This window comes from Luteibacter yeojuensis (genome assembly GCF_011742875.1).
GTDB classification, from domain to species: domain Bacteria; phylum Pseudomonadota; class Gammaproteobacteria; order Xanthomonadales; family Rhodanobacteraceae; genus Luteibacter; species Luteibacter yeojuensis.
In genome coordinates this window covers 283,327-308,660 of the sequence record NZ_JAAQTL010000001.1, presented here as the reverse complement: position 1 = coordinate 308,660, position 25,334 = coordinate 283,327, and the positions used below count along the sequence as shown (strand labels likewise).

Sequence of the window (25,334 nt, the reverse complement as noted above, 5' to 3'; positions counted from 1 at the left end):
CTATAGCGGCTCCTACAGGGAGGTTCTCCATACTGCTGCGAATCCGTCCTGCCCCGCTTTGTCATAAACTTCCCCGGTTGCCGCGCATTCGCGCGGCCCGATCTCCCGAGGTAAGCGCAATGACCCAGGACACCCCCCGCGACGACAGCCTGCTCGGCCTGCTCAGAGGCGTCGAGGACTTCAGCCACAAGGTCTTCCCCGAGAGCGAAGCGCTGTTCAGTCAGCTGGCCGAGGGCCAGAGCCCGCATACCCTGTTCATCACCTGTGCGGATTCCCGCGTCGTGCCGGAGCTGCTCACCCAGACCCAGCCGGGCGAGCTGTTCGTCTGCCGCAACATCGGCAACATCGTGCCAGGCTACGGCGAGATGCTCGGCGGCGTGTCCGCCGTGGTCGAATTCGCGGTGATGGTGCTGCGCGTCCGCCATGTCGTCATCTGCGGCCACACGGACTGCGGTGCGATGAAGGGACTGCTCATGCCCGAATCCACGAAGGACCTGCCCACCGTCGAGGCCTGGCTGCGCAACGCGCAGGCGGCCAGGAGCGCCGTGTTCGCGCGCAAGCTCGACGAATCGGCCGTGATGCAGGCACTGATCGAGGAGAACGTCCGCCTCCAGCTCGCCCACCTGCGTACCCACCCCGCGGTGGCCGCGGCGCGCGCCAACGATGCCATCACCTTGCAGGGGTGGGTCTACGACATCGGCGACGGCAAGGTGTCCGTGCTCGATCAGGAGAGCGACCGCTTCATCCCGCTGTCCGAAGCCATCCAGCGCGAGCACGGGGTGTGATCCTTCCGGGACGGGCCCATCTCGGGCACATCCTGCATTACGTCGGCAAGCCGTTGATCTGGCTGCTGGCCTGGGATATCGCGGTAACCGCCTTCTGGTACCTCGTGGATCCCGTCTGGCTGGAGTTCCCCGCCTTGCCGGTCACGCTCCTGGGTTCCGCCGTCGCGGTCTACCTGAGCTTCCGCAACACCACGGCCTATGCCCGTTGGTGGGAAGCACGCACGCTTTGGGGCGCGATGGTCAACACCTCGCGCACCCTCGCCCGCGATGCCCTCACGCTTCTTTCGGACAGGGATGCCGCGACCGCGATAATCCATCGGCACATCGCCTATGTGCACGCCCTCCGCCTGCATCTGCGTCGTCAAGCGCCGTGGGACGAACTCGCCGGCCGCCTCTCCGCCGACGAGGTCGAGCGGCTGCGCTCGGTGGCGAACGTGCCCAACGCCATCCATACCCGCACGGCGGCCACGGTGTCTGCCGCCAGGCCGGATCCGATCCTCCTGGCGACCTTCGCGCGCACGATGAGCGACATCTCCAACGCGCAGGGCGGCATGGAGCGGATCAAGAACACGCCGCTGCCGCAGCAGTACTCGGCCTACCCCGCCATCTTCACGCACGGCTTCTGCCTGCTGCTGCCGCTGGGCCTCGTGGAGACCCTGGGCCTCTACACGCCGCTGGGCTCCACCGTGGCGGGCTTCCTGTTCCTCGCGCTGCTGCAGATCGGCAACGACATGCAGAATCCTTTCGAGAACCGCGAAGACGACGTACCACTCACCACCCTCACGCGCGGCATCGAGATCGACCTGCGCGACACCCTCGGCGAGACGCACGGGCTCCAGCCGGTACAACCGGTCGACGGCATTCTCTGGTAACCCCGACCGTGACCGTTGGCATGGGACAAAAGTCACGCAAGCGATTTCAATCGAGATAAATCCCGGTTTACGGAGGTTCACCTTGCGCGCCCTGCATCCGATCGCCCTCGCCGCCGCCCTTGTTCCCGCCCTCGCGGCCGCTGCCACGGCTCCCGCCGACCTGGTGAACCCGCTGATCGGGACCACCAACGGAGGCAACGTCTTCCCCGGGGCCGTGGTGCCGTTCGGCATGCTCCAGTTCAGCCCCGAGGCGTCGCCGCTGCCCGGCAAGAAGGCGCCCATCGCCGCGCCGGGCGGTTACGAATACCGCGCCGACGCCATCCGCGGTTTCAGCCTGACCAATGTCGAAGGCTGGGGTTGCGGGGGCGCCTCGGGCGACGTGCCGATCATGCCGGTCACCGAGGACGTGACCGTGTCGCCGTCCACGGATTTCCGCCACGCATATGCCTCGAAGTTCTCGCACGCGAACGAAACCGCCAAGGCCGGGCACTACAGGGTGGCGCTGGACAATGGCGTGGCCGTCGATCTGACCGCCGCACTGCACAGCGGGGCGGCACGCTTCGCCTTCCCTGCCGGCAAGCCGGTGAACGTGCTGGTTCGCGCATCCGATTCCGAAGTGGGCTCCGAAAGCGCGAAGGTGAGCGTCGACAAGGCCCATGGCCGGATCTCGGGCGAAGTCACCAGCGGCAACTTCTGCGGTTACATCAACGAAGCCGACCGCCGCAGCTATTACACGCTCTACTTCGTCGCCGAGTTCGACCAGCCGTTCGCGTCCACCGGCGCATGGCACGACACCACTGTGAACAAGGGCGGCACGCAGGCGGAAGGCGGCACCGGGTACGGCCCCAAGGGCTTCCCCGAGGCAGGTAAGGGTTCCGGCGCGTGGGTGGGCTTCGCGAAGGGCACGCGCACGGTCAACGTGCGCGTCGGTATTTCCTATGTGAGCGCCGCGAACGCCCAGGCCAACCTGGACGCCGAGAATCCCAAGGGCACGACGTTCGAAGCGCTGCGCGACAAGGCCGTGGCGGCGTGGAACGCCCGCCTCTCGCACATCGACGTGGAAGGTGGCACGGCGGACCAGCGCACCGTGTTCTACACGGCGCTCTACCACTCCCTGATGCATCCCAATGTCTTCAGCGACGTCAACGGCGAATACCGCGGCTTCGACAACAAGGTGCACCGCGTCTCCGGCAACCAGAAGGCGCAGTATGCGAACTTCTCCGGCTGGGACGTGTACCGGTCGCAGCTGCCGCTGGTGGCGTGGCTGGAACCGAAGACAGCCAGCGACATCGCGCAGAGCCTGCACAACCAGGCGCAGCAGAACAACGGTGTGTGGGACCGCTGGACGCACAACAACGGCGGCACGCACGTGATGAACGGCGATCCGGCCGCAGCGGCCGTCGCGGGCGTGTACGCCTTCGGTGCCCGCGACTTCGACGCGAAGGGTGCCCTCGCCTCCCTGGTCCACGCGGCCGATAACCCGACGGCACTGGATACCTCGCACGACGGTTGCGAGGTGGAATGCGTCGGCCAGCGTCCCGGCCTGGATGCGTGGCTGAAGCTGCATTACATCCCGGTCGGTGCGCCGGCCTGGGGCCCGGCGGCGGATACGCTGGAAACCGTCGCGGCGGAGTTCGGCATCAGCTCGCTCGCCGATCGCCTCGGCGACAAGGCCACCTCCGCGCGCTTCCTCGAACGCGCGCAGTACTGGCGCAACCTGTTCGATCCCAAGGCCACGCCGGAAGGCGGCTACATCCGCAACCGCAACGCGGACGGCAGCTGGGCGCTCGTGAAGGACGACGACAAGGAAGCGCCGCACGCTTTCACGCCGTCGACCGGGGACGGTTTCGTCGAGGGCAGCGCGGCGCAGTACGTGTGGATGGTCCCGTTCAACGTCGGCGGCCTGTTCGAGGCCATGGGCGGCCGGGACAAGGCACGCAAACGCCTGGACGCGTTCTTCTACCAGCCGGATGGCAGCTTCGCCGTCACGAAGTCCGGCCCGCTGCACGCCGAACTGGACAACGAGCCGTCCATCGGCACGCCCTGGCTTTACAACTACGCGGGCCAGCCGTGGAAGACGCAGGAACTCGTCCGTCGGGTACTGGATACCCTCTGGGTCAACGCGCCGAACGGCATTCCGGGCAACGACGATCTCGGCGAAATGTCGTCCTGGTACGTGTTCGCGGCGCTGGGCATCTACCCGTCGATCCCCGGTCGTGCCGAGATGGTCGTCGGCAGCCCCCTCTTCACGCGCGCCGTGGTGCATCGTGAAAACGGCGACATCGTCATCGACGCGCCCAACGCCGGCGACGGCAAGCCATATGTCGCGGCGCTGAAAGTGGACGACAAGACGACTTCCCGCGCCTGGCTGCCCGAGTCGTTCGCCCTGAAGGGCGGCAAACTGGAATTCGACCTGTCGGACAAGCCCAACAAGGGTTGGGCGACGAAGGAAGCCGACGCCCCGCCCTCGTTCGACGTAAAGCGCTGACGATCCGTCATGCCGGTTGTAGGAGCCGCTATAGCGGCGAGGAAGCCTCGCGACATCCTCGCAAGATTGCCCTCGCCGCTATAGCGGCTCCTACACAAGAGCAGGCCCGGAAGGAACCTTGGGGGAGCCGGCTATGCCGGCGATCCCGCGGCAGCGGGCCAGCAGGTTGTCGAGCGATACGGTCTCAAGGTTGCCTCAGCCTCAGCGCGTTCCCTACCACCGACACGGAGCTGAGGCTCATCGCGAAAGCCGCCAGCATCGGCGACAGCACGATGCCGAAGAACGGATACAGCACCCCGGCCGCCACGGGCACGCCCACCGCGTTGTAGACGAAGGCGAAGAACAGGTTCTGCCGGATGTTCCGCACTGTCGCCTCGGAGAGCGCCCGTGCCCGCGCGATGCCGGCGAGATCGCCTTTCAGCAAGGTGACCGAGGCGCTCTGGATGGCGATGTCGCTGCCGTTGCCCATGCCGATGCCGATATCCGCCGCCGCAAGGGCCGGCGCATCGTTCACGCCATCGCCGGCCATGGCCACCGTCGCGCCCTTCGTCTTCAGCGCCGCGACCAGGCGCGCCTTGTCCTCCGGCGAGACGCCAGCGTGCACCTCGTCGATCGGCAGCGACGACGCCAGTGCCCTGGCGGTCGCCTCGTTGTCGCCGGTCGCCATCACCAAGCGCACGCCCGCCGCATGGAGAGCGTCCAGCGCCGGCTTCGTCGACGGCTTCACCTCATCGGCCAACGACAGCATCGCGGCGAGCCGCCCGTCGACCGCAAGGTACATCGCCGTCGCACCCTTCGATCGCGGCTTCTCCGCGACATCGTGCGCGGCACCGGCTTCCACACGCTCGGCTTCCATGAGCCGGGCGTTACCCAGGGCCACGTCGTGTCCGTCGACGGTGCCGCTCACACCGCTGCCGACGACCACCTGGAAGCCGGACACCGCCGGTATCGCGATGCCCTCCGCTTCCGCCGCGGCGACGATCGCCGCCGCCAGCGGATGTTCGCTCGGTCGTTCCACCGCCGCGGCGAACGCCAGCGCCTTCGCGCGTTCGTAGCCGAAGGTGCGGACGTCGACCAGCACGGGCTTCCCCTCGGTAAGCGTGCCCGTCTTGTCGAACACCAGCGTATCGACGTCGCGCAGCCGCTCGATGGCTGCCGCGTCGCGGAACAGGACGCCCGCGCGGGCGCCACGCCCGCTCGCCACCATGATCGACATGGGCGTCGCCAGGCCGAGGGCGCAGGGACAGGCGACGATCAGCACGCTCACCGCGGCGACCAGCGCATGCGCGAACGCAGGCTGCGGACCGGCAACCCACCAGGCGGCGAAGGCTAGCGCCGCCACCGCAACGACGGTGGGAACGAACCATGCCGCGACCTTATCGGCCATGCGCTGCAACGGCGCACGCGTACGCTGCGCCTCGGCGACCATCGCCACGATGCGCGACAGCACCGTGTCGGTACCCACGTGCTCCACGCGCATCGTCAACGCACCATGCTGGTTCTGCGTACCGCCGGTGAGCGCATCGCCGGGGCGCTTCGCCACGGGCATGGCCTCGCCGGTGAGCATCGACTCGTCCACATGGCTTTCGCCTTCCAGCACGCTGCCGTCCGCCGGCACTTTTTCTCCGGGCCTCACGCGCAGGCGGTCGCCGGCATGAAGCTGCTCCAGCGGAACGTCTTCCTCGGCACCGTCCTCCGCGATCCGCCGCGCGGTCTTCGGCACCAGGCCGAGCAGGCCGCGAAGCGCCTCGCCCGTACGCCGGCGTGCACGCAGCTCGAGGAAGTCGCCGAGCGTCACCAGGGTGACGATCACGGCCGCCGACTCGAAATAGACAGCCACGTGTCCATGCATGTCGCGCATCGCCGCCGGAAACAGCGAAGGCCACGCGAACGCGATGGCGCTGTAGAGCCAGGCCACGCCGGTACCGAGCGCGATGAGGGTGTACATGTTCGGCGACCAGGGAATGAGCGAGCGCCAACCGCGCGCGAAGAACGGCGCGCCGCCCCACAGCACCCCCCCCGTGGCAAGCAGTGCCTCGCCCCAGCGGGCGATGGACGACCAGGGTTCCGGCCACATCCATCCGAACAGGTGCGGCCCCATGGCGACGGCGACCACCGGCAAGGTCAGGACGAGCAGCAGCGCCAGCCGCCGGCCGAGCGCGCGGACTTCGCCATCGTCGTCGTCCAGGGAAGGCAGCGCGGGCTCCAGGGCCATGCCGCACTTCGGGCACGAGCCCGGTCCGTCCTGGCGGATCTCCGGGTGCATCGGGCAGGTGTAAACCGTGCCGGCAGGAGCCGGCGCCGCGGGCGCGACGGGTTCGCTCGCGCCATGCGAGCAGCAGGAGTGGCTCATGCGCGCGGCTCCACGAGGGCCTTCAGGATCGGGCAGTCTTCCGGATCGCCGTGCCCAGGACAGGCCTCGACGAGTTCCGAGAGACCGTCGCGCACGCGCTGGAGCTCGGCGATGCGTTCCTCGATGGCCCGCAAACGCGCGGCAGCGCGTTCGCGCACACCTTCCACGCCACCGTGCCGGTCGGCGGAAAGCGCCAGCAGCTCGCGGATCTCCTCGAGGGTGAACCCCAGCTCCTTCGCGCGGCGGATGAAGCGGAGCCGGGCGACGGTGCCCATATCGTATTCGCGGTATCCGGAAGGCCGGCGCCTCGGCTCGGGAAGCAACCCTTCCCGCTCGTAGAACCGGATCGTATCGATGGCGACGCCTGCGCTCTGCGCGACGCGGCCGATGGTGAGGGCGGATGGCGTGGTCATGGACAAAGTCTAGACCCTTGATATAGGTCTAGAGTCAAGAGGCCGAGCCGATCCTTGCGGGAACGGCCCCACACCCTGCCCAGGCAACGACTTCCACGTATGCTCGTGGCCCACCGCCAACCTGATCCCGAGAACCATGGTCCCATCATTGCCCCGCTGGATATGGTCCTGGGCCGCCCTGTTGCCCGTCGTGGCGGGAAGCGTGAACGCCGTCGCCTTGCTCTCGCTGCGGCATGGCGGCGTCACACACCTCACGGGCATATCCACCGAAGCAGCCATCGGACTGGGATCGGGCGATTATTCCCTGCTCATTCATGCCATGGGCGTGGTAGCGCTGTTCACCGGAGGATGCGCGATCAGCGCGCTGGTTTCGCGCGGCCCGCGGTGGACTCCCACGGCCCAGTCTGCGGCGTTGCTCTTCGCTGTCGCGGGGGTGCTTTGCATGGCGAGTTGGCTCATGACCGCCAGACCGTCCGTCGGCATCATGCTTTGCGCCTTCGCCATGGGGCTGCAAAACGGATCGACATCGCTGACATCCGGGGCAGTCATCCGTACATCGCATCTCACCGGGATGTTCACCGATCTGGGTATCGCCTTCGGCCAACGTAGCTGGGGAGGACCTGTCGATCGCAGGCGCGTCACGATCTGCCTTACGGTCGTCCTGTGCTTTGTCGCCGGAGCGACCGTGGGAACGATGCTGTATGGCGCGTGGCAAGGACGGTCCCTGCTGTTCAGCTCGGCCATGGCCGCCCTGGCGGCAGCACTGACGCTTGGCTTGAGCCTTCGGACGCGGCGGGACGCCACGGCCGGGGCCTAGACAGCATCCAGGCCGCCGCCCTCACAGCCCAGGGGCCGCGTGTCAGTCGGGCAGGAGGATGTTGAGTCCGAACGTTATCCACGACGGGCGTCCCGTTCCGCGCCCGGTTCCCGCCAGCATGTCGAAGCTGACATTCTCGCCCAGGTTACGCCGTATCCCGACCTGCCCCGCGAACCGGTTCGCGCGATAGGCCTCGGCCAGCACGATCCACCGCTCGCCGAGCGCCACCTCGAGACCTGCGCCCCCGGTCACGGTGCCGCGCCTGCCAGGCGTCTTCGTCCAGCCAAGGTTCGTGTTGAGGATGACGCGACGACCGGCGTCCAGGGCAAAGCTCGCGGGCACGTTGGCATTCCACCCATCCAGTCCCCTGCCACGACTGTCCCAGTTCGCGCCCAAGGACATGGCGACACCCCAGTCATGCGTGTCGAAGTCGCGAAACACACGTTTGATGCCCGGACCCAGGCTCGTGCCCTGGGATGGATTGCCGGACCGGGTCACGCCCAGACTCCATTCGATGCCATGGACCGTGCAGGCGGGGACGGCGTCCAGTTCGTAGGCAGGCCGATAAAGACGCACCCAGGATTCGACCTGGCAGCGCCCGGCAGGGGTCAGGCCGGCGTCGTCGACGAAAAGACTGGCGCCGCCGCGCGCCTGCGAGGCGTACAGGGACAGCATTCCGACCAGGATCGGGATGAGTGCGCGGTGAAAGAGCATCGGCGGGCCTCCGGATACGACGGAAACGCCAAAAAACATCCCTCTCGGAGTCTAGCGAATGGTCAGCATGATGGCATCGAGGCGCGCGGCGCGCGGATGGCGGTCCCTTCCTGAATGTGCGGCGCTAGCTTGGGGTCAGCGTTCCATCGGCTCAGGAGCCGCGCCGAGATCGACGGCGACCGTCTAAGGAAGGAGGCCTCTCTCGGGTTTTGCGAAGAAGGCGGGCATGATGCCCGCCCCTTCGTTGAGATCAACGGCTTACATGCTGGGGTGCAACCCACCATGTGCTTTCAACGGCACCACGGCAGGCATTGCCAACGAGGCGTTGCCCAGGTCGTAGGTGTGATCGGCTGATAACTCCAGCTCCGTCGAGGTCGTACCGAATTGCGACATCGCCTGGATCAGTTGCTGCAACTCGGCACTCGCGGGCGCCTGTGCCGGCATCCCGATAGTGTCGTCTGCCTGCGTCCTGCCGGCATCCATCCAGTTGAAATTCATCGCATCGATGATCGCTGCCGGCGTGAAGCCCGCGGGCAGCGGTGTCAGCAAGCTCTCGAACTGCGAGGCCGGAATCGCAAAGCCGCTGCTGGGCTGCACGTAGCTGATCGCCTGATCGCCTCCGAGGAAGTGATTCTGCACCCGCACCTGCTGGTTGCTGTCGCCGTCGACGAGAACGATCAGGTCGTCCCCGCTGCGGTGGAAGCTGAGGCGGGTGCGGTCGACGTCGTTGAAGAACAGCCAGTCGGTGCCGCCGCCGGTGTTGTCGATGACGTCCTTGCCGTTACCGGCCTTGTACAGGTACTTGTCGTCGCCCGCGCCACCCTGCAAGAGATCGTTGCCGTCTTCGCCGACCAGCGTGTCGACACCCGCCCCACCGACCAGGATGTCGTTGCCCGAGCCGCTGAACGAGCCATTGCCGCCGGAGAGATAATCGTCGCCGTCGCCACCGACCAGTTTGTCGTCGCCGCCCATGCCGAACAGCGTGTCGTTGCCTCCCACACCGCGAATCAGGTCGCGACCGCTGGTGCCGACAAGCTGCTCGCCCGCGCTCGTGCCCGTGATCGTCTTGGTGTAGTCGGCATCGTTGCCGGGCTCGGTCGGATCGCCGCCACCGGGCGACGTGCCCTGGCCGGCCAGCGCGTTGATCGCCGCGGTGTCGAGCATCGAGCCGCTGGCCGGCTGCACGAAGTCGATCGCCGCATCGCCGCCCTGGAAGTGGCCGAGCACGCGCACGGTCTTGCTGGCGTTGCCATTCACCGTGATGAGCAGGTCGTCGCCGTCGCGGGCGAACGCGAGCTGGGAAGCGGTGATGCCGTCGTCGAAGAAGATCCCGTCGGTGCCGCCGCCGGTGTTGTCGATCACGTCGTTGCCGCCACCATAAACGTACTGGTCGTTGCCCGCGCCGCCCAACATCGTGTCGTTACCGTCCTCGCCCGACAGCGTGTCGTTTCCGATGCCGCCTTCCAGGCGGTCGTCGCCCGAGCCGGTACCGGAGCCGTTGCCGCCCGCGAGATAGTCGTCGCCGTCGCCGCCTTGCAGCGTGTCGTTGCCGCCAAGGCCGAACAGCGTATCGTCGCCGCCCAAGCCCTTGAGCAGGTCCTTGCCGCCGCCGCCGACCAGCTGCTCGCCAGCCGACGTACCTTCGACCACCTGGTCGTAACCGCTGGAACCGCCGGCCACGATCTGGTTGATCTGCGCGGTGGTCAGCATCGAGCCGCCGTCCGGCTGCACGAAGTCGATGGCCGAGTCGCCACCCAGGAAGTGGTTGGCGACACGCAGGGCGGGTTCGCTACCGGCGTCGACGAAGATCAGCAGATCGTTCCCGTCGCGGGCGAAAGTGACGCGTTCGCGCGCGACGCCGTCGAGGAACACACCGTCGAAGCCGCCGCCGGTGTTGTCGATGGTGTCGCTGCCGGAGGTTTCGTCCCACACGTAGCTGTCGTCGCCAGTACCACCGATCAGGCTGTCGTTACCCGCGCCACCGACGATGGTGTCGTTGCCACCCATGCCGTTGAGCACATTGTCGCCGTCGCTGCCGGCCAGGTAGTTGGACAGTGCGTTGCCCGTGCCGTCGATATTGGCGGCGCCCATCAGGAACAGGTTCTCGATGTTGGCCGAGAGCACGTATGAGGCGGATGCCTGCACCTGGTCGGTGCCGCCGCCGCTGGCTTCGACCACGACGTCGTCGCTATCGCCCACCGTGTAGACGTCGTCGCCCGCGCCACCTTCCAGGCGGTCGATACCGGCTTCGCCGTCCATGTAGTCGTTGCCGGCACCACCGTACAGCGCGTCGTCACCGTTACCGCCCCACATCTGGTCGTCGCCGTCCAGGCCATACAGCGTATCGTCGCCGTCCAGGCCGGCCAGCTTGTTGCCGGCCGCGTTGCCGGTGACGGTGTTGTCCAGTCCGTTACCGTTGCCGGTGACCACACTACCGCCGAGCACGAGATTCTCGACGTTGTCGTTGAGCACGAGGTTGGTGTCGTACCGGCGCTCGATGGTGTCGACGCCCTCGTTATCGGATTCGAACGCACGGTCGCCGGACGACTCCAGCACGAGGTAATCGTCACCCAGGCCGCCATAGAGCCTGTCGTTGCCCGCACCGCCTTCGAGACGGTTGGCGCCGTCGTTGCCCACGATCACGTTGTCCTGTGCGTTGCCGGTGCCGTCGACGTCCGCCTCGCCAACCAGCGAGAGGTTTTCGAGGTTGTCGCCGAGCTGCCAGCTGACAAAGGACTCCACGGTATCCGTGCCTTCCCCGGCCGCCTCGACGATGAGGTCGCCCGCGTCGCCCACGACATATGTGTCGTCGCCCAACCCGCCGGTGAGCGTGTCCGCGCCCGCGTCGCCATCGAGCAGGTTGTCGTTCTCGTTGCCGACGATCTCGTTGTCCTGCCAGTTGCCGATACCCTCGACCGCCTGCGAACCCGCTTCCAGCACCAGGCGCTCGATATTGCCGCCCAGCGCGTAGTCGACGGTCGAGCGCACGGTATCCGTGCCCTCCCCGTCGAACTCGATGACCTCGGCGGAGCTGTCGCCGATGAGGAAGGTGTCGTCACCCGCGCCGCCGTAGAGGTGGTCGGTGTTGCCGCCGCCCTGGAGCGTATCGTTGCCTGCCCCCGCGTAGATATCGTCGCGGAAGGTCGTACCGGTGAGGCTGTCGTCGCCGGTACCGCCATGGATCACATTGGTAACGCTCAGCCGCACGGTCGAAGTGGCCGTTTGGCCCCAGCTGTCCGTAGCGATGATCTCCAGCGTGGTCTCCAGGCCGCCGTTGGGCGGCGTGCCGGTAAGCAGGCCGGTATGCGGATCGATGCTGAGCCAGCTTGGTGCGCCCTCGCCCAGGCTGAGCAGCAGCGTGTCGTCGGCCGCATCGGAGAACATGCCATTGGGCAAGGCGAAGCTGAGCGGTTCCTCTCCAGTTGCCTCCAGCGCGACGTTATCGATCAGCACCACCGGCGGATTATTGGTGTAAGGAAGGTGATCGAGACCACCCTTGCGGATGGTGCCGTCGGCGAATACGAACTGGTCGATGGCGCCGCTCAGCACATCGCCCGTCGCATCGGTCCAGTAGTTGGCGATACGCAGCTGGTCGTGCGGATCGCTCCCTACCTGGACGATCAGCGTCGCGCCTTCACGGCTGAAGCTGACCATGTCGGTGGTGACCTCGGCGGAGAACACCACGCGGTCCAGGCCCGATCCTGGCGGCGAATAGACCGTATCGGTGCCATCGCCCAGACCGTAGTGGAAATCGTCGAGGCCGCTCGAGCCGTGAAGCCCGTCGTCGCCGGTACCGCCGTAAAGATCGGCACCGCCGGAGCTGGCGTAGAGGTTGTCGTCGCCGGCATCGCCGTACAGTTCGTCGTGGTTGACGCGGTCCAGGCTGTGGACATCCGCCTCGCCGCCCATGATCGTGTCATTGCCGCCACCGCCATGGAGGACATTGATGTAGCCGTTGCCGGTGAGCGTGTTGTCGCCGTCGTTGCCGACCAGGTTGCCACCCCAGATGGAATTGTGCAGCAGCGAGCCCAGCGCGAGGTCCTCGACGTTGGCATAGCCGTCCAGGCTGAACGTGCTATCGCCGTTGATAGCCGCCGCCGAGCTGCCGATGACGACCGTGTCGCTGCCCTCGCCCGCGGCTTCCACGACGTGATCCAGCGCATCGACGACGTAGCGATCGTTGCCCGCACCGCCGTACAGCGTGTTCGCACCCGACGACTGGGAGCCATCGAGCGTGTTGTTGAGCGTATTGCCCCAGGCAGAGGTATCGGCGCTGCCGGTCAACACGATGTTTTCCAGCTTGAGGTCGTCGGCAATCGACCAGGAAATGCTCGCCTGGACCGTGTCGATCGAGTTCGTGCCGGATTCGACGATACGGTCGCCCGTCTGGTCGACCACGTAGGTCTCGTTGGCCTCGCTGCCGATCAATGTATCGGCACCGGCGCCACCGTCCAGCACGTAGGTATGGCCGCTATGGCTCTGCCAGCCCGAGGCGGCGTCGATGGTGATAGTATTGTCCAGCGCGTTGCCCCAGAACGTACGGGGAATGACCTCGAGCCAGCCGGGGTAGAACGGATTGGTGAAGACCCACTCGTTGGCGTCGTAGATCGCCACCAGATTCTCGACGTTGGCGGTCAGCGTGTACGAGTAACTGTCGACATAAACGGTGTCGACGCCCTCGTCGGCATTCTCGACCACCTGGTCGGCACCGCCGTTGTAGTAGTGGTTGGGCGAGTTGGACACGATGTAGTAACGGTCGTCGCCCGCACCGCCGGACAGCGTGTCGTGGCCGTCGCCATAAAGCTGGTCGTTGCCCGCACCGCCGTTCGCTATGTCGGTGCCCACACCGCCACGCAACACGTCGTTGCCATCGTCGCCATTCAGGACGTCATCGCCTGCGTTGCCCAGAACGGTGTCGTTACCGCCCATGCCCGACAACGTGTCGTTGCCCGCGCCGCCATCCAGCGTGTCGTTGGCCTCCGAACCCACGTGGACGTCGTCCGCCTCGGTACCGGTCCAGTGGTTGTCGCCGGAGAGGAAGTTGTCCACCGTGAGGCGCGTGCCATCGCTGAACTCGATGACATGGGTGCCATTGGTCTTGGCAAGAAAGCCCTCAAGTATGGCGGCGGTGATGTTGCCGTTGATCAGGAAGAACACCATCAGATCGGGACCGCTGATCTGGTAGTTGGTGACCATGGCAGGCGAGAGGCCGACACCGAAGCGAATGGTATCGCTGCCGGCGTCGGCATCGGCCAGCCCAACCACCCGGTCGACGCTGGTCATGCCGATGGTATAGGTATCGTTGCCCGCGCCGCCTTCCAACACGTTGCTACCGAGGCCGCCGAAGAGCTGGTCGTCGCCGTCGCCACCGTTGAGGTAGTCGTCGCCGCCCAGGCCGCGCAGGGTGTCGTTTCCGGCCCCGCCATAAAGGCTGTCCTTGCCGTCCGTACCTTCGATGACGTCGTCGCCCGGGGTACCCGTGGTGGGCACCATCACGCCCAACTGCTGACGGAGCTGGTCATGCGTCAGCACGCCGCCGTTGGCGAAATGGATGTCGATAGCAGCGGCGGGATTGAAGAAATCGCGCACGCCCAGTATGTCGCCCGTGGCGGTGTTGCGGATGATCAGGTCGTCGCCCTGCAACTGGTAGGTCAGCTCGGACGCCGCGATGGATTCACCGAACAGGATGATGTCCTGGCCTTCGTCATCCCCCATGGCAGCGAAGATGCGGTCGGTGCCGAAGCCACGCTCGAACACGAAGGTGTCGTTGCCGGCGCCGCCGAGTAGAACGTCGTCGCCCACACCGCCGGTGAGGCGATCGTCGCCGTCGCCACCTACCAGGGTATCGTCGCCCTCGTCGCCGGACAGTATATCGTTGCCGGCGCCCCCGTCGACATAGTCGTTGCCCTTTCCGCCGGAGACCTTGTCGTTGCCGGTGAAAATCTTCTCGTAGTCGTCGCCGTACAGGTTGTCGTCGCCGTCGCCACCGGTGATGTCGTCGTCGCCGCCAAGGCCGTGAACGATGTCGTTGCCGGCGCCCGCGTCGATGGTGTCGTTGCCATGCAGGGCTGCGGCGACCTGCGAGTCGTCGCCATCCAGGTAGTCGTCGTCGGCGCCGCCGGTGAGCCGGTCGTTGCCGGCGCCACCCCACATCTGGTTCCTGCCCGCGCCACCATCGAGCGTGTCGTCACCCTCCTCGCCGGCAAGCTGGTCGTCGCCCTTGCCGCCATTGAGGACGTCCTTGCCGGCACCTCCCCACATCGTATCGATACCGTTACCGCCGCCCAGGCTGTCGTCGCCATCCCCACCATAGATCTCGTCGTCGCCGTCGCCCCCGTCCAGCACGTCGTTGCCGGCTTCGCCGCTCAGCATGTCGTTGTCGGCAGCGCCGGAGAGCACGTCGTCGCCGGTGCCGCCGAACAGACGGTCGTTGCCGCTACCCCCGTCCAGCACGTCGTTGCCGCCGTTGCCCTGCAACTCGTCGGCGCCGGCACCGCCGGACAGGTAATCGTTGCCGTGGTACCCGGCCGGGACCTGAGATTCGATAGCGTCGCCGAGCAGGATGTCGTCGCCATCGCCACCGAGCAACGTGTCGTCGTCGCCACCGCCGAAGAGCTGATCGTTGCCCGCGCCGCCATCGAGGTAGTCGCGGCCATTCTTTGCCGGATCGATGTCGAATGCATCGCCGTCCAGTTCGTCGTCGCCGTCGCCGCCGCGCAGTATGTCGTTGCCCGCGTCGCCAGCGAGGAAGTCGTTGCCCGCTCCGCCGTCGAGGGCGTCATTGCCGCTACGGGTATCGGTGCGCTCGTTGTCGCCACGCATGATGTCGTCGCCGTCGCCGCCGAAGATCGTGTCGTCGCCGTCGTCACCCGAAATGGAGTCGCTACCGGCACCACCGTCGATGTAGTCGCTGTCCGTATCGTCTGTGTCCACCGCCAGCAGGCTCCCACGTCCGCCGATGCTGTCGTCGCCCAGGCCGCCGTAGATGATGTCGTTGCCGCCACCACCCATGATCTGGTCGTCCCCTGCACCACCGTCAATGAGATCGTTGCCGTTCTTCTTTGCCTGGTCGGAGATCAGCCCGCCGAAGTGCACGCCGGGGATGATGCTGTCGCTGACGTCGCCGTAGATAAAGTCGTTGTCGTCACCTCCGTTGATGACGTCGTCGCCGGCACCACCGGTGATCACATCGCTGCCGGTGCCGCCGAGAATCGTATCGTTGCCTTCGCCAGCGGTGATATTGTCATCGCCGGCACCGCCGTCGAAATAGTCGTCGCCGCTGCGGAATGCATTCGGGTCCCGGAAGATGGCGGTTTGCGACGTGACGATGGTGAAACCGTCCCCATTCGTCCGGATGTACCAGCCTTTGCCCTTGCTCAGCACGGCGGCGCCCAGGTTCGCGATCTCCTCCTCGATGCGCTGGCGCTGGCTCTTACCGTCGGACTCGATCGTATCGCTCCAATCCTCGAGGTCCACTAGTTCCGAGCCATCGATGAGGAAGTCGTTGCCGTCACCGCCGGTAAGCTGATCGTCGCCGTCACCTCCGAAAATCAGATCGTCGCCCACACCGCCGTCGACGATATCGTTGCCGGCACCGACGGAGATGCCGTCGCTGCCGTCCAGCGCGTTGAGATGGTTATCGCCGGCATTGTTGCCGTTGTGACCGAACACGTCGTCGTCGCCGGTCAGTGGCGCGGAATCGTTCGGATGGGTTTCGTCGAAACCGGGGATGGTGATGCCCAGATCGCCGTTTTTCCAGTTCTGGACGAGAATGCGTGCGCCGTTCTGGCGGTAGATGATCACCAGTGTGTGCTCGGCTTCGCGCCACGACAGGCGGAACTTGCCGTCAGAGGTTTCCCAGTCGCTCAGCGAAGCGTGCTTGATGGTGTCGAAGCCGATGCCCGTACCGCTGATGTCCAGGTCGTTGAACAGGATCCTGCCCTGGCCGTCCTCGTCGACGATCACGTCGTCAGTGACGGCATCGGTGAGGTCGGCAGTGGTGAACTTGTAAGTGTCGAAGCCCAGGCCACCTTCAAGCCTGTCGTTGCCAGCGCCGCCATCCAGGGTGTCATCACCCTCGCCGCCCCTGAGCGTGTCGTCGCCCACGTCGCCATGCAGATTATCGCTGTCGGCGCCGCCACTGAGAAAATCATTCTTGTCGGCGCCGTACATGATATCCGCGCCGAGTCCGCCAACCATGTCGTTGGCGATGCCGGAGGTGCCGACGAAGGTATCGTTGCCCGAGGTGCCGAAAAACAGCTTATCGCCGACATGAGGCAGCGTGACGGAATCGCTGTAGGAGAGTATCGCCTTGATGCGATCCGCGGCATCCGCCTCGTCCTCGCCGCCAAAAATCTCGAGGAAATCGTTGACGCCTTTGCGAATAGCGTTGCCTGCGACCAGGATTCCTGCGCCGACGGCGCCAAGCGTGATCGCCGTGACCAAGGCGGGACCGCCGAGCCCGATCACGATGCCTGCCGCGAGCCCGGTCAGCAGGTCACCGATCACAAAGGCGGTCGCAATGCCGGCCATGTCGGTGGCGTCGCCCTTCAGCCAGGCCTGCCATTCGTCCCAGGCATTGAAGGCTTTATCGCCCAAGCCCAGGGCCTTGCCAAGCGCGCCGCCGGCGCCCTTGCCAATGCTGCTGGACAACACGGCATCGTCGTCAAATATCGAAAGCACGCCTACGGTATCCTTGACGAACTCGATCGCCGCGTTCTCGTCCTCGACGGCCGATTTCGCGGTCAACGACTTCTGCTCGAAACCCTCTGCCCAGGCTTTGCAAAGATCGGCCCAACCCGTGTCTCCGGAATCGCGGAATTTTTCCTCAAACAGGTGTGATAGCTCGGCGCACTGCTGGTAGAGCGAGGCTTGCTCTGCCGCGAACCCCTGCGGCGTCAGTTCACCGCTCTTCGCCTTGGCCTGAATCCCATCCATCGACCGCTTGTAAAATTCTACGAGTGCCGTGGAAAGCTCGGCGATCTGGAAACCAATGCGATCACTACCAAATCCGATATTCATCATGAAGCTCCAATGAAGTGATTGAGCCATCAGCCTCTTTTGAAGGCTTTCCAAAAACACGCCAGCGACAAACAAGCAATACATCCCGTCGCGATGCTTAGCTCGACAAACGTGAACCAGAACCACAACGGGTGCTCAGCACGATGGAATCGAACGCTACCGCCTCGACTGCTTCGTGCCGAGACATCGCCCGTGTTGAAGGCATACAACAAGCCGCCCATAGCACCGTAGGCATACAGTCCGATGGCCACTCCCATCAGAAGCCATGCCAATCGGGCCGCTCCATTCCTGGCCCCACCGGTGATGCCTTTATTGAAAATGGTGATCATGATGCTGCCGCAGAAGGAGCCGAACGCGACAAGACTCATTGTCGATAACGCCATGGGATGATTTGCCTCTAGGGTTCATACGGTTGGACGGTTGCGGGCAGCCGATCAACGCTCGCGCATCGCCTCCTGGGTTTCCTGCTGCAACGGTGACAACAGGTAGTCGATCACCCGCCGCTGGTCGGTCTTGATCTCCACCGACAACGACATGCCCGGCGTCAGCTTCACCTTCGTCCCGTCCACCAGCAGCGAGTTCTTCGCCAGAGCGACGCGCCCCTGGTAGACCAGCCCTAGCTTCTCGTCCTGGATCGCGTCGTGCGATACGTTTTCCACGCGGCCTTCGATGTGTCCGTAGCGGGTATAGGGAAAGCTGTCGACCTTCACGACAGCGTCCTGTCCGCTGCGGATGAAGCCGATGTCCTTGTTGAGGATGGTCACCTCCACTTCCAGCGACTCGTCCTCCGGCACCACGGACAGCAGCGGCTGCGCGGGCGTGACGACGCCGCCGACGGTATGCACCGCCAGTTGCTGCACGGTGCCCGTGGCCGGCGAGCGCAGTTCCATCTGGGCATTGCGCTGGGACGCCTTGGCGACCTCCGGCTCGTACTGGGCGATCTGCTCGCGCGCCTGGCGCAGTTCGTCGAGCGTCTGGCGACGCAGGTCCGTGACCGACAGCGCCAGCTCCTCCCGGGCCCCGGCGATGGCCGAGCGCAACTCCTGGGCTTTGCTGCGCTGACCGGCGAGATCGCGCTCGGCGTTGATCCGTTCCTGCTTGCGCAGCATGTATTCCTGGCGGGGCACGTAGTTCTTTTCCAGCAATGCCTCGTAATCGGCGACGCGGGCGCGGGAGATGGCAAGGTACTGCTCGAGCGGCACGATGGCGGACTCGACCGTGTTCAGTTCGGCGGTCTTCTGTTGCACCATCGCTTCCATGCCCTGCTTGCGGGCCTGGAATGCAGACCATTGGCTGGCGGCGAGCGTACGCATGGCCTCGAAGCGTTCGGGCGGGAAGCTGCCGTCGCTGGTCAGCGTCGGCAGGGTGCCGTGATCCATGGCGGCGGCGATTGCGTTCGAACGGATGGCGTTGAGGCGCGCGGCGAGCAGGGCTTCACGTGCCTTTTCGACGTCTGCCGAGGCCCCGGTGGCATCCAGTTCGATCAGCAGTTCACCCTGGTACACGTGCTGCCCATCCTGCACAAGGATGCGCCGCACCACCGCCGTCTCGGCCGGTTGCAGGACCCGCGTGCGGCCGCTGGTCACGGTCTTGCCCGCACCGACGGCCACCACATCGAGCTTGCCGAAGCAGGCCCAGGCCAGCGCCACGGCGAACAGCGCCATGATGATGCGCATGCTCCAGCGTGGCACCGGCGAAAGCGGCGCGTCGATCAGTTCCAGGTGCGCCGGCAGGAACGCCAGTTCATCGGCGGTGCGCCGCGGCGGATCCATCGCGCGGCGTTCGGACCATGCCGCGCGGAACACATCGCGGTAGCGGTTGACCATGGCGGCGAGCGCTTCCATGCGTGAGTTCATCTCCTCAGCCCTGCTGCAACCGGTGAAGCTGGCGAAAGTGACCGTCTTCCCTGCCCAGCAGTTCGGCCGGCGCACCGCTTTCCACGATCCGGCCCTTGTCGATCACGACGATGCGGTTCGCCTCGCGCACGGTGGTCAGCCGGTGCGCGATGATCAGCACGGTGCGGTCCCGGCAGATCGCGCGCATGTTGTCCATCACCGCACGCTCGGACTCGTAGTCGAGCGCGCTGGTGGCTTCGTCGAAGATCAGGATGCGCGGATCCAGCACCAGGGCGCGCGCGATAGCGATGCGCTGCCTCTGCCCGCCGGACAGGCTGGCGCCGTGTTCGCCGACGACGGTGTCGTAGCCCTGCGGCAGGTCGACGATGAAATCGTGCGCGCCGGCCAGCTTGGCGGCATGGATGACGCGTTCCATCGGCATGCCCGGATCGCCGATCGCTATGTTCTCGCGCACGCTGCGGTTGAACAGGAAGTTTTCCTGGAGCACCACGCCAAGCTGCCGTCGCAGCCATGCCGGATCGACCAGGGCCAGGTCGTGGCCGTCGACCAGCACGCGCCCGCGCTCAGGCACATACAGCCGCTGCACCAGCTTGGTCAGCGTGCTCTTGCCCGAGCCCGACCGGCCCACGATGCCGATCACTTCACCCGGCCGCACGTCCAGGTCGATGTCCGACAGTACTTCGGCCATGTCGGGCCGGTAGCGGAAACCGATCTTCTCGAAGGTGACCCGGCCGCGGATCGGCGGCAGCGCGATGGCGCTGCTGTCGCCCGGCTCGGTACGGGTATTGAAGATGTCGCCCAGGCGCTCGACCGAGATGCCGACCTGCTGGAAGTCCTGCCATAGCTGGGCCAGGCGCAGGATCGGCGTGGACACCTGGCCGGCCAGCATGTTGAAGGCGATGAGCTGACCGACCGAGAGCTTGCCGTCGATCACCATCTGGGCGCCCCAGTACAAGGTAGCGACGCTCACCAGCTTCTGCAGGAACTGCACACCCTGCTGGCCAATGTTGGCCAGGCGCGTGACGCGGAAGCTCGACGCGACGTAACCCGCGAGCTGGTTGTCCCAGGTGCGGGTCATGCGTGGCGCCACAGCCATGGCCTTCACCGTGCCGATGCCGGAGATCGTCTCCACAAGGAACGACTGGTTGTCGGCGCTGCGGGTGAACTTCTCGTTGAGCCGGCGGCGAAGGACCGGAGTGATGGCGGCGGACCACAGGGCATAGAGCGGCAGCGAGACTGCCACGATCAGCGTGAGCCAGCCGCTGTAAAAGCACATCACGGCGAGGAAGACGAAAGTGAACATCAGGTCCAGTACCGAGGTCAGCGTCTGCCCGGTAAGGAAGTTGCGGATGTTCTCCAGCTCGCGTACACGTGCCACGGTGTCGCCCACGCGGCGCGCTTCGAAATAAGCAAGCGGCAAAGAAAGAATATGCCGGAACAGCTTCGCGCCCAGCTCCACGTCGATGCGACTGGTCGTATGGGCGAACACGAAGGTCCGCAGACCCGAAAGCACCACATTGAACAACGTGATGAAGACCAGGCCAATGGTGATCACGTTGAGCGTGGTCATGGCGTGGTGCACCAGCACCTTGTCCATCACCACCTGGAAGAACAACGGCGTCACCAGCGCGAACAACTGCAGGAAGAGCGAGACCGCCAGCACTTCCAGCAGCAGCTTGCGGTACTTCACCACCGCCGGGATAAACCAGGTGAAGTCGAACTTGGCCAGTCCCGCCACCAGTGAAGCGCGCGACGCGACGGCGAGCACGCGGCCTTCGTAGCGCGTCATGAACTCCTGGGACGTCCACACGGCCGGACGACCGGCGGCGATATCGTGGACGAGGTATTGCTCGCCCTGTACCCGCGCGATCACGAAGGCCGTACCGTCGTCGTTGATCGCCAAAGCCGGCAAGGCGAGTTTGCCGATGCGCTCGGCGGGCTGGCGCAGCAACCGGGCCTTCAGGCCCAGCTTGCGCGCGGCGAGGAGCAGTGCGGGATCGTCGAACGGTTCGCTGCCCAGGCCGCTTTCGTGACGGATCTGTTCGGCATCGGCGGCCACGCCGTGGTACTGGGCAAGCAGAACGAGGCCGCGCAGAGGCTGATCGGATACCGGGGACACCTCATCGGGGGCGACGGACACGTCCTCGTTCGCCGCAGGATTCGTCCCCGTCTCCTCTTCCGCCAGCACATCCATGCCCAAGCCCCTGCCGCTATTCGATTGTCCCGGCCGGACAGCCGTCATCGGCCGGGCCTGAAACCCCGGGCCATGCGATTACCGTCCTGACCGCCCCCTTGAGGCGCAGATGCTTGCGCCGGACTGCCACTTCTTGCGGCCAGTCTGCCTGCCGGGCGGGCCTACCGCAAGACGGGACGGGAGATGTAGGTCACACAATCGCGATTGGCGCCCGGCGGGGCGATCTGCCGTTTTTGCGGTGCAGCGTGACAGCCGCCGCGACACCGTCTTAACTTGACGCCGGGGATTTAGATCGATCCAAGTCAAGAATGGTCAAGACCGCCGTGCCGCGGCCGTCACGGACCAGCCGGACTGGGATTCGAAGTCGGGGAGCCAGCGCATGAAACCTAGAACGACCTGCGGTTTATCGACGATCGGCACCCGTGTCGTCCTGACGCATTCCCAGAGTTGAAGCTTCCATCGCCTGCTAGCCGGGGGGCTTGCTGGCGGCCTGAATTTTGGATCGATCCAAGCAAAGGTGTAGGAGGACGCGTGCAGTCATAGATCGCACATCTGCAGCAGTGAATGGGGGAGTACCGCGCCAACCACACATGGGCGCGCATCACTGAGGGAATCACAAAACAATGTCTTATTTGCCGCACATGCTCACGCGAAAGCCGCTCTACGCCGCCATCGCCACCGCGACCCTGTCGCTCGCCGGATTCGTGGGAATGCCCACGACCGCCTTCGCGCAGGACGCCGCGCCCGCCTCTGCTTCGACGGCGCCGGCACCCGCCCAGACACCCCCCGCCACCAAGGCGGGCAAGGACCGGCAGGGCAATACCGCCAAGAACGCCACGAAACTGGATACGGTCGTGGTCACCAGCTATCGCCAGTCGATCGACCAGAACGTACTGGACAAGCGCGACGCCAATTCGATCGTCGAAGTGATCAACGCGCAGAACATCGCGCAGTTCCCCGCGAAGAACATCGCGGACGCACTGGCTCACGTGCCGGGCGTGGTCATCAGCCGCGAGTCGGGCGAAGGCAAGACGGTCAGCATCCGCGGCCTCGCGCCCGAACTGACCTATACCGAGCTCAACGGTAACTACGTCGCCTCGGCCGACACCTCGGCGGGCCTGACGCGTTCGTTCAACTACACGCTGTTCCCGGCGAACATGTTCTCGGACATCAAGCTCTACAAGAGCCTGGAAGCGCGCCTGGACGAAGGCGGCATCGGCGGCAACGTCGACCTGCGCACGCGCCGTCCGCTGGAGATGGCGGCCAACGAAGGGTTCGTCACCGGCACCGCCGCGAGCTCCGACACCAGCGCGAAGACGGAACCGCAAGGCGCCGCGCTGTGGTCGTGGAAAAACAAGGACGAGACGTTCGGCGTCCTCATCGCCGGTGCCTACCAGAAGCGCCAGGCCACCACGTACCAGGCCGATGGCTCGAGCTGGCACTGGTGGTCGGACGCCTGCAAGGACCATGAAACCTGTACCCAGCCGCCGGTGGATATCCACGGCAACCCCTACAACTCGGCGGTCAACAACAACATCGACCTCTGGGGCAACGGCGTCGTCGACCAGGCCGGGAACGTTTCCAACGGCTTCTGGATGCCGCAGCAGTTCGCGACGAGCCGCAACGACCTGAGCCTGAAGACGAAGGGCGCACAGGCCACGATGCAGTTCAAGCCGAGCGACCACTTCCTGCTGACCGGTAACTACTTCCGCTTCCAGCGCGAGCAGACCCAGATCACCAACACCCTCGAGATTCCCGAGTGGGGCCTGCCGAACAACACCAACTACGCCGACCAGAACGGCCGCCTGCTTGCACCGAACGGCCTGACCTTCGACAAGTCGGGCACCATCGTCACGGGCGCGAACTACGTGCTGCCGCCCGCCGGCGTCGGCTGTAATTCCACGGTGAACCCGGTTACCGGCGCCACCCGCCAGGCGGTGGATGTGTGCTCCACGGAAATTCCGTGGCTCAACGGCAACTACTCCGTCGAGAAGGCCACCTCGCAAACCCTCAACCTGGAAGGCGAGTGGGATAACGGCGGCGACCTGAGCGGCTCGTTCAACGTCGGCCGCACCTGGGCGAAGGGTGGCCCTTCGATCGAACTGGGCATGGCCGCCAAGCCGCGCAACTTCGTGAACGGCCAGTGGGTGGACGGCAGCACCGGCGCCGCCTGGAACCTCAGCGGCAAGCCAGGTATCACCGCCGACCAGTCCGTGCTGCAGAACATGCTTGCCGGCGCCGGCCAGGTCGACCTCGGTTCGACCGGCTCCAACATGGTGAACACCCGTAACTCGCAGAACTTCGCACAGGCGGACTTCACCTGGGCGTTCGACTCCTCGTGGATGCAGTCGCTGCAGTTCGGCGCGAAGTACACCAACGCCAAGGCCGAGCAGCAGAGCAACGAAGTGCGCTGGTACTGCAAAGGCACCACCTCGCAGTTCCAGACCTGCGATCCAAACGCGGGCCAGCTGCCGGCCGGTTTCCTGCTGCCGAATTACCTCGACGGCGTGAACCATGCCTATGGCGACAGCATCTTCCCGGCCATCAACTTCCCGGCTTACTACAACCACCTGAACGACACGTACGACCGGGTGATCTACAACAAGCCGCAGAACAAGTCGTCGATCGGCGAGAAGGTCGCGGCGGCCTATGTGCAGGCGAACTTCGACACGGGCACCGTACGCGGCAACGTCGGCCTGCGCTTCGTCACCACGAAGCAGGACCTCACCGTCGCCAACCAGGTCACCACCAATAACGCGGTGTACTACCACGACCCGGCCGGCAACATCCTGATCTGCCCCGCCTCGGGCGTGAACGCGGGCGGCGGTGCCTGTGCCCCGGGCGACTTCCAGTACCTTCCGCGCGAAGTGTCGGTGGTCGAGAACTTCAACAACTCCACGACCAACAAGCGTTACAACAAGTTCCTGCCCAGCTTCAACGTCGCGTGGACGATCGCCGACGACTTCGTGCTGCGTGCCGCCGGCTCGCAGGCGATGGCCCGTGCGAACTACACCGATCTCGCCCAGCTGGGCCAGCTGACCAACAACACGCAGGAGTACTACAACGATCGCAAGCAGTTCGGTGCACCGCTTCCCGGCTGGTACGGGTCGGGCGCCAACGCGGAGCTGAAGCCGTTCACGGCCACCCAGTTCGACCTCGCGGGCGAGTGGTACTACGCGACCCACGGCGTCGTCGGTATCGATCTGTTCCAGAAGAAGGTGAAGAACTTCGTCGTCCCGGTCACCGTCAACAACATCGACGTGAACGTCGGCGGTACCCAGACGAACTTCCGTCAGTACAGCACCAACGCCAACGGCCGCTCCGGCACGTCGAAGGGCATCGAGATCTATGCCCAGCATACGTGGAACTCGGGCTTCGGTTACATCGCCAACTACACGCTCAATCACACCAACGAAACGGCGGTGTCGCTGGGCGATACGCAGGTGGGCAAGGCCGAGCTGATCGGCAGCGCGAAGTACGCCGCCAACGTCTCGCTGTTCTATGAAAAGAACGGCCTGCTGCTGCGTGCGAGCGACAACTGGACCGGCCGCACGATGGAAGGCCTCGCCGCGGGCCTGCCGATCTATGCTCAGCCGTACCATCAGCTCGACCTGAACGGCGATTACGAGTTCAACAAGCACTTCATGGTCACGGCATCGATCATCAACTTCAACAAGGCGAGGCCGCACACCTACCTGGGTGGCGATACGCGCTCCCGCCTGGTCCAGTTGATGTACCCGGGCCGCCAGTACTACCTGGGAGTGACCTACAAGTTCGGTGGTGAAAGCGACAGGTAACAAAACGACGGGGCCGGGCACATC

Annotated in this window: 12 protein-coding genes; 5 read left to right on the top strand and 7 right to left on the bottom strand. The window is 65.4% G+C overall.

Annotated features, from left to right (window positions below; genetic code table 11):
- Window positions 1-119 precede the first annotated feature (119 nt).
- From HBF32_RS01315 to HBF32_RS01305, 3 genes are all read left to right on the top strand, one after another.
- Entirely contained in the window at window positions 120-785 is a 666-nt protein-coding gene (locus tag HBF32_RS01315; RefSeq protein ID WP_166697835.1) for a carbonic anhydrase, read from the top strand.
- Complete coding sequence (locus HBF32_RS01310; RefSeq protein ID WP_166697834.1) at window positions 782-1,657, top strand: bestrophin family protein; 876 nt, start codon at window positions 782-784, stop codon at window positions 1,655-1,657. The genes HBF32_RS01315 and HBF32_RS01310 overlap by 4 nt, the downstream gene beginning before the upstream one ends.
- 82 nt (window positions 1,658-1,739) lie before the next feature.
- On the top strand, window positions 1,740-4,145 hold the full coding sequence (locus HBF32_RS01305; protein WP_166697833.1) for a GH92 family glycosyl hydrolase: 2,406 nt from the start codon (window positions 1,740-1,742) through the stop codon (window positions 4,143-4,145).
- Between the two features lie 184 nt (window positions 4,146-4,329).
- Here HBF32_RS01305 and HBF32_RS01300 read toward each other — a convergent pair whose 3' ends face one another.
- The gene (locus HBF32_RS01300) at window positions 4,330-6,498 is read right to left on the bottom strand and encodes a copper-transporting P-type ATPase (RefSeq protein WP_166697832.1); all 2,169 of its coding nucleotides are present in this window, start codon (window positions 6,496-6,498) and stop codon (window positions 4,330-4,332) included.
- Window positions 6,495-6,911: a heavy metal-responsive transcriptional regulator gene (locus tag HBF32_RS01295; RefSeq protein ID WP_166697831.1), complete on the bottom strand. Its 417-nt coding sequence runs from the start codon at window positions 6,909-6,911 to the stop codon at window positions 6,495-6,497. Before HBF32_RS01295 ends, HBF32_RS01300 begins: the two co-directional genes overlap by 4 nt.
- Window positions 6,912-7,047: 136 nt before the next feature.
- Here HBF32_RS01295 and HBF32_RS01290 point away from each other — a divergent pair, with 136 nt between their 5' ends.
- Window positions 7,048-7,728, top strand: a complete 681-nt coding sequence (locus HBF32_RS01290) for a YoaK family protein (protein ID WP_240147773.1) — start codon at window positions 7,048-7,050, stop codon at window positions 7,726-7,728.
- Window positions 7,729-7,770: 42 nt separating this feature from the next.
- On the opposite strand, the gene HBF32_RS01285 is transcribed toward HBF32_RS01290, so the two are convergent.
- From HBF32_RS01285 to HBF32_RS01265, 5 genes are all read right to left on the bottom strand, one after another.
- Entirely contained in the window at window positions 7,771-8,442 is a 672-nt protein-coding gene (locus tag HBF32_RS01285) for a hypothetical protein (protein ID WP_166697829.1), read from the bottom strand.
- Window positions 8,443-8,700: 258 nt separating this feature from the next.
- On the bottom strand, window positions 8,701-17,379 hold the full coding sequence (locus HBF32_RS01280) for a beta strand repeat-containing protein (RefSeq protein ID WP_166697828.1): 8,679 nt from the start codon (window positions 17,377-17,379) through the stop codon (window positions 8,701-8,703).
- A 113-nt stretch (window positions 17,380-17,492) separates the two neighbouring features.
- A complete protein-coding gene (locus HBF32_RS01275; RefSeq protein WP_166697827.1) occupies window positions 17,493-17,846 on the bottom strand; it encodes a hypothetical protein in 354 nt (117 codons plus the stop codon).
- A gap of 51 nt (window positions 17,847-17,897) precedes the next feature.
- Window positions 17,898-19,319 carry an HlyD family type I secretion periplasmic adaptor subunit gene (locus HBF32_RS01270; protein ID WP_166697826.1) on the bottom strand — a complete coding sequence of 474 codons (1,422 nt, stop codon included), beginning with the start codon at window positions 19,317-19,319 and terminating at the stop codon, window positions 17,898-17,900.
- Between the two features lie 4 nt (window positions 19,320-19,323).
- Window positions 19,324-21,513, bottom strand: a complete 2,190-nt coding sequence (locus HBF32_RS01265; RefSeq protein ID WP_166697825.1) for a type I secretion system permease/ATPase — start codon at window positions 21,511-21,513, stop codon at window positions 19,324-19,326.
- A gap of 623 nt (window positions 21,514-22,136) precedes the next feature.
- Here HBF32_RS01265 and HBF32_RS01260 point away from each other — a divergent pair.
- Entirely contained in the window at window positions 22,137-25,310 is a 3,174-nt protein-coding gene (locus HBF32_RS01260) for a TonB-dependent receptor (protein ID WP_166697824.1), read from the top strand.
- The last annotated feature ends 24 nt before the right edge of the window (window positions 25,311-25,334 follow it).

Excerpts from the sequence above, each read along its gene's own strand:
- HBF32_RS01315 (WP_166697835.1), top strand. The coding sequence starts at position 120 with ATGACCCAGGACACCCCCCGCGACGACAGCCTGCTCGGCCTGCTCAGA.
- HBF32_RS01300 (WP_166697832.1), bottom strand. The coding sequence starts at position 6,498 with ATGAGCCACTCCTGCTGCTCGCATGGCGCGAGCGAACCCGTCGCGCCC.
- HBF32_RS01295 (WP_166697831.1), bottom strand. The coding sequence starts at position 6,911 with ATGACCACGCCATCCGCCCTCACCATCGGCCGCGTCGCGCAGAGCGCA.
- HBF32_RS01290 (WP_240147773.1), top strand. The coding sequence starts at position 7,048 with ATGGTCCCATCATTGCCCCGCTGGATATGGTCCTGGGCCGCCCTGTTG.
- HBF32_RS01285 (WP_166697829.1), bottom strand. The coding sequence starts at position 8,442 with ATGCTCTTTCACCGCGCACTCATCCCGATCCTGGTCGGAATGCTGTCC.
- HBF32_RS01280 (WP_166697828.1), bottom strand. The coding sequence starts at position 17,379 with ATGGATGGGATTCAGGCCAAGGCGAAGAGCGGTGAACTGACGCCGCAG.
- HBF32_RS01275 (WP_166697827.1), bottom strand. The coding sequence starts at position 17,846 with ATGGCGTTATCGACAATGAGTCTTGTCGCGTTCGGCTCCTTCTGCGGC.
- HBF32_RS01270 (WP_166697826.1), bottom strand. The coding sequence starts at position 19,319 with ATGAACTCACGCATGGAAGCGCTCGCCGCCATGGTCAACCGCTACCGC.
- HBF32_RS01265 (WP_166697825.1), bottom strand. The coding sequence starts at position 21,513 with ATGGATGTGCTGGCGGAAGAGGAGACGGGGACGAATCCTGCGGCGAAC.
- HBF32_RS01260 (WP_166697824.1), top strand. The coding sequence starts at position 22,137 with ATGTCTTATTTGCCGCACATGCTCACGCGAAAGCCGCTCTACGCCGCC.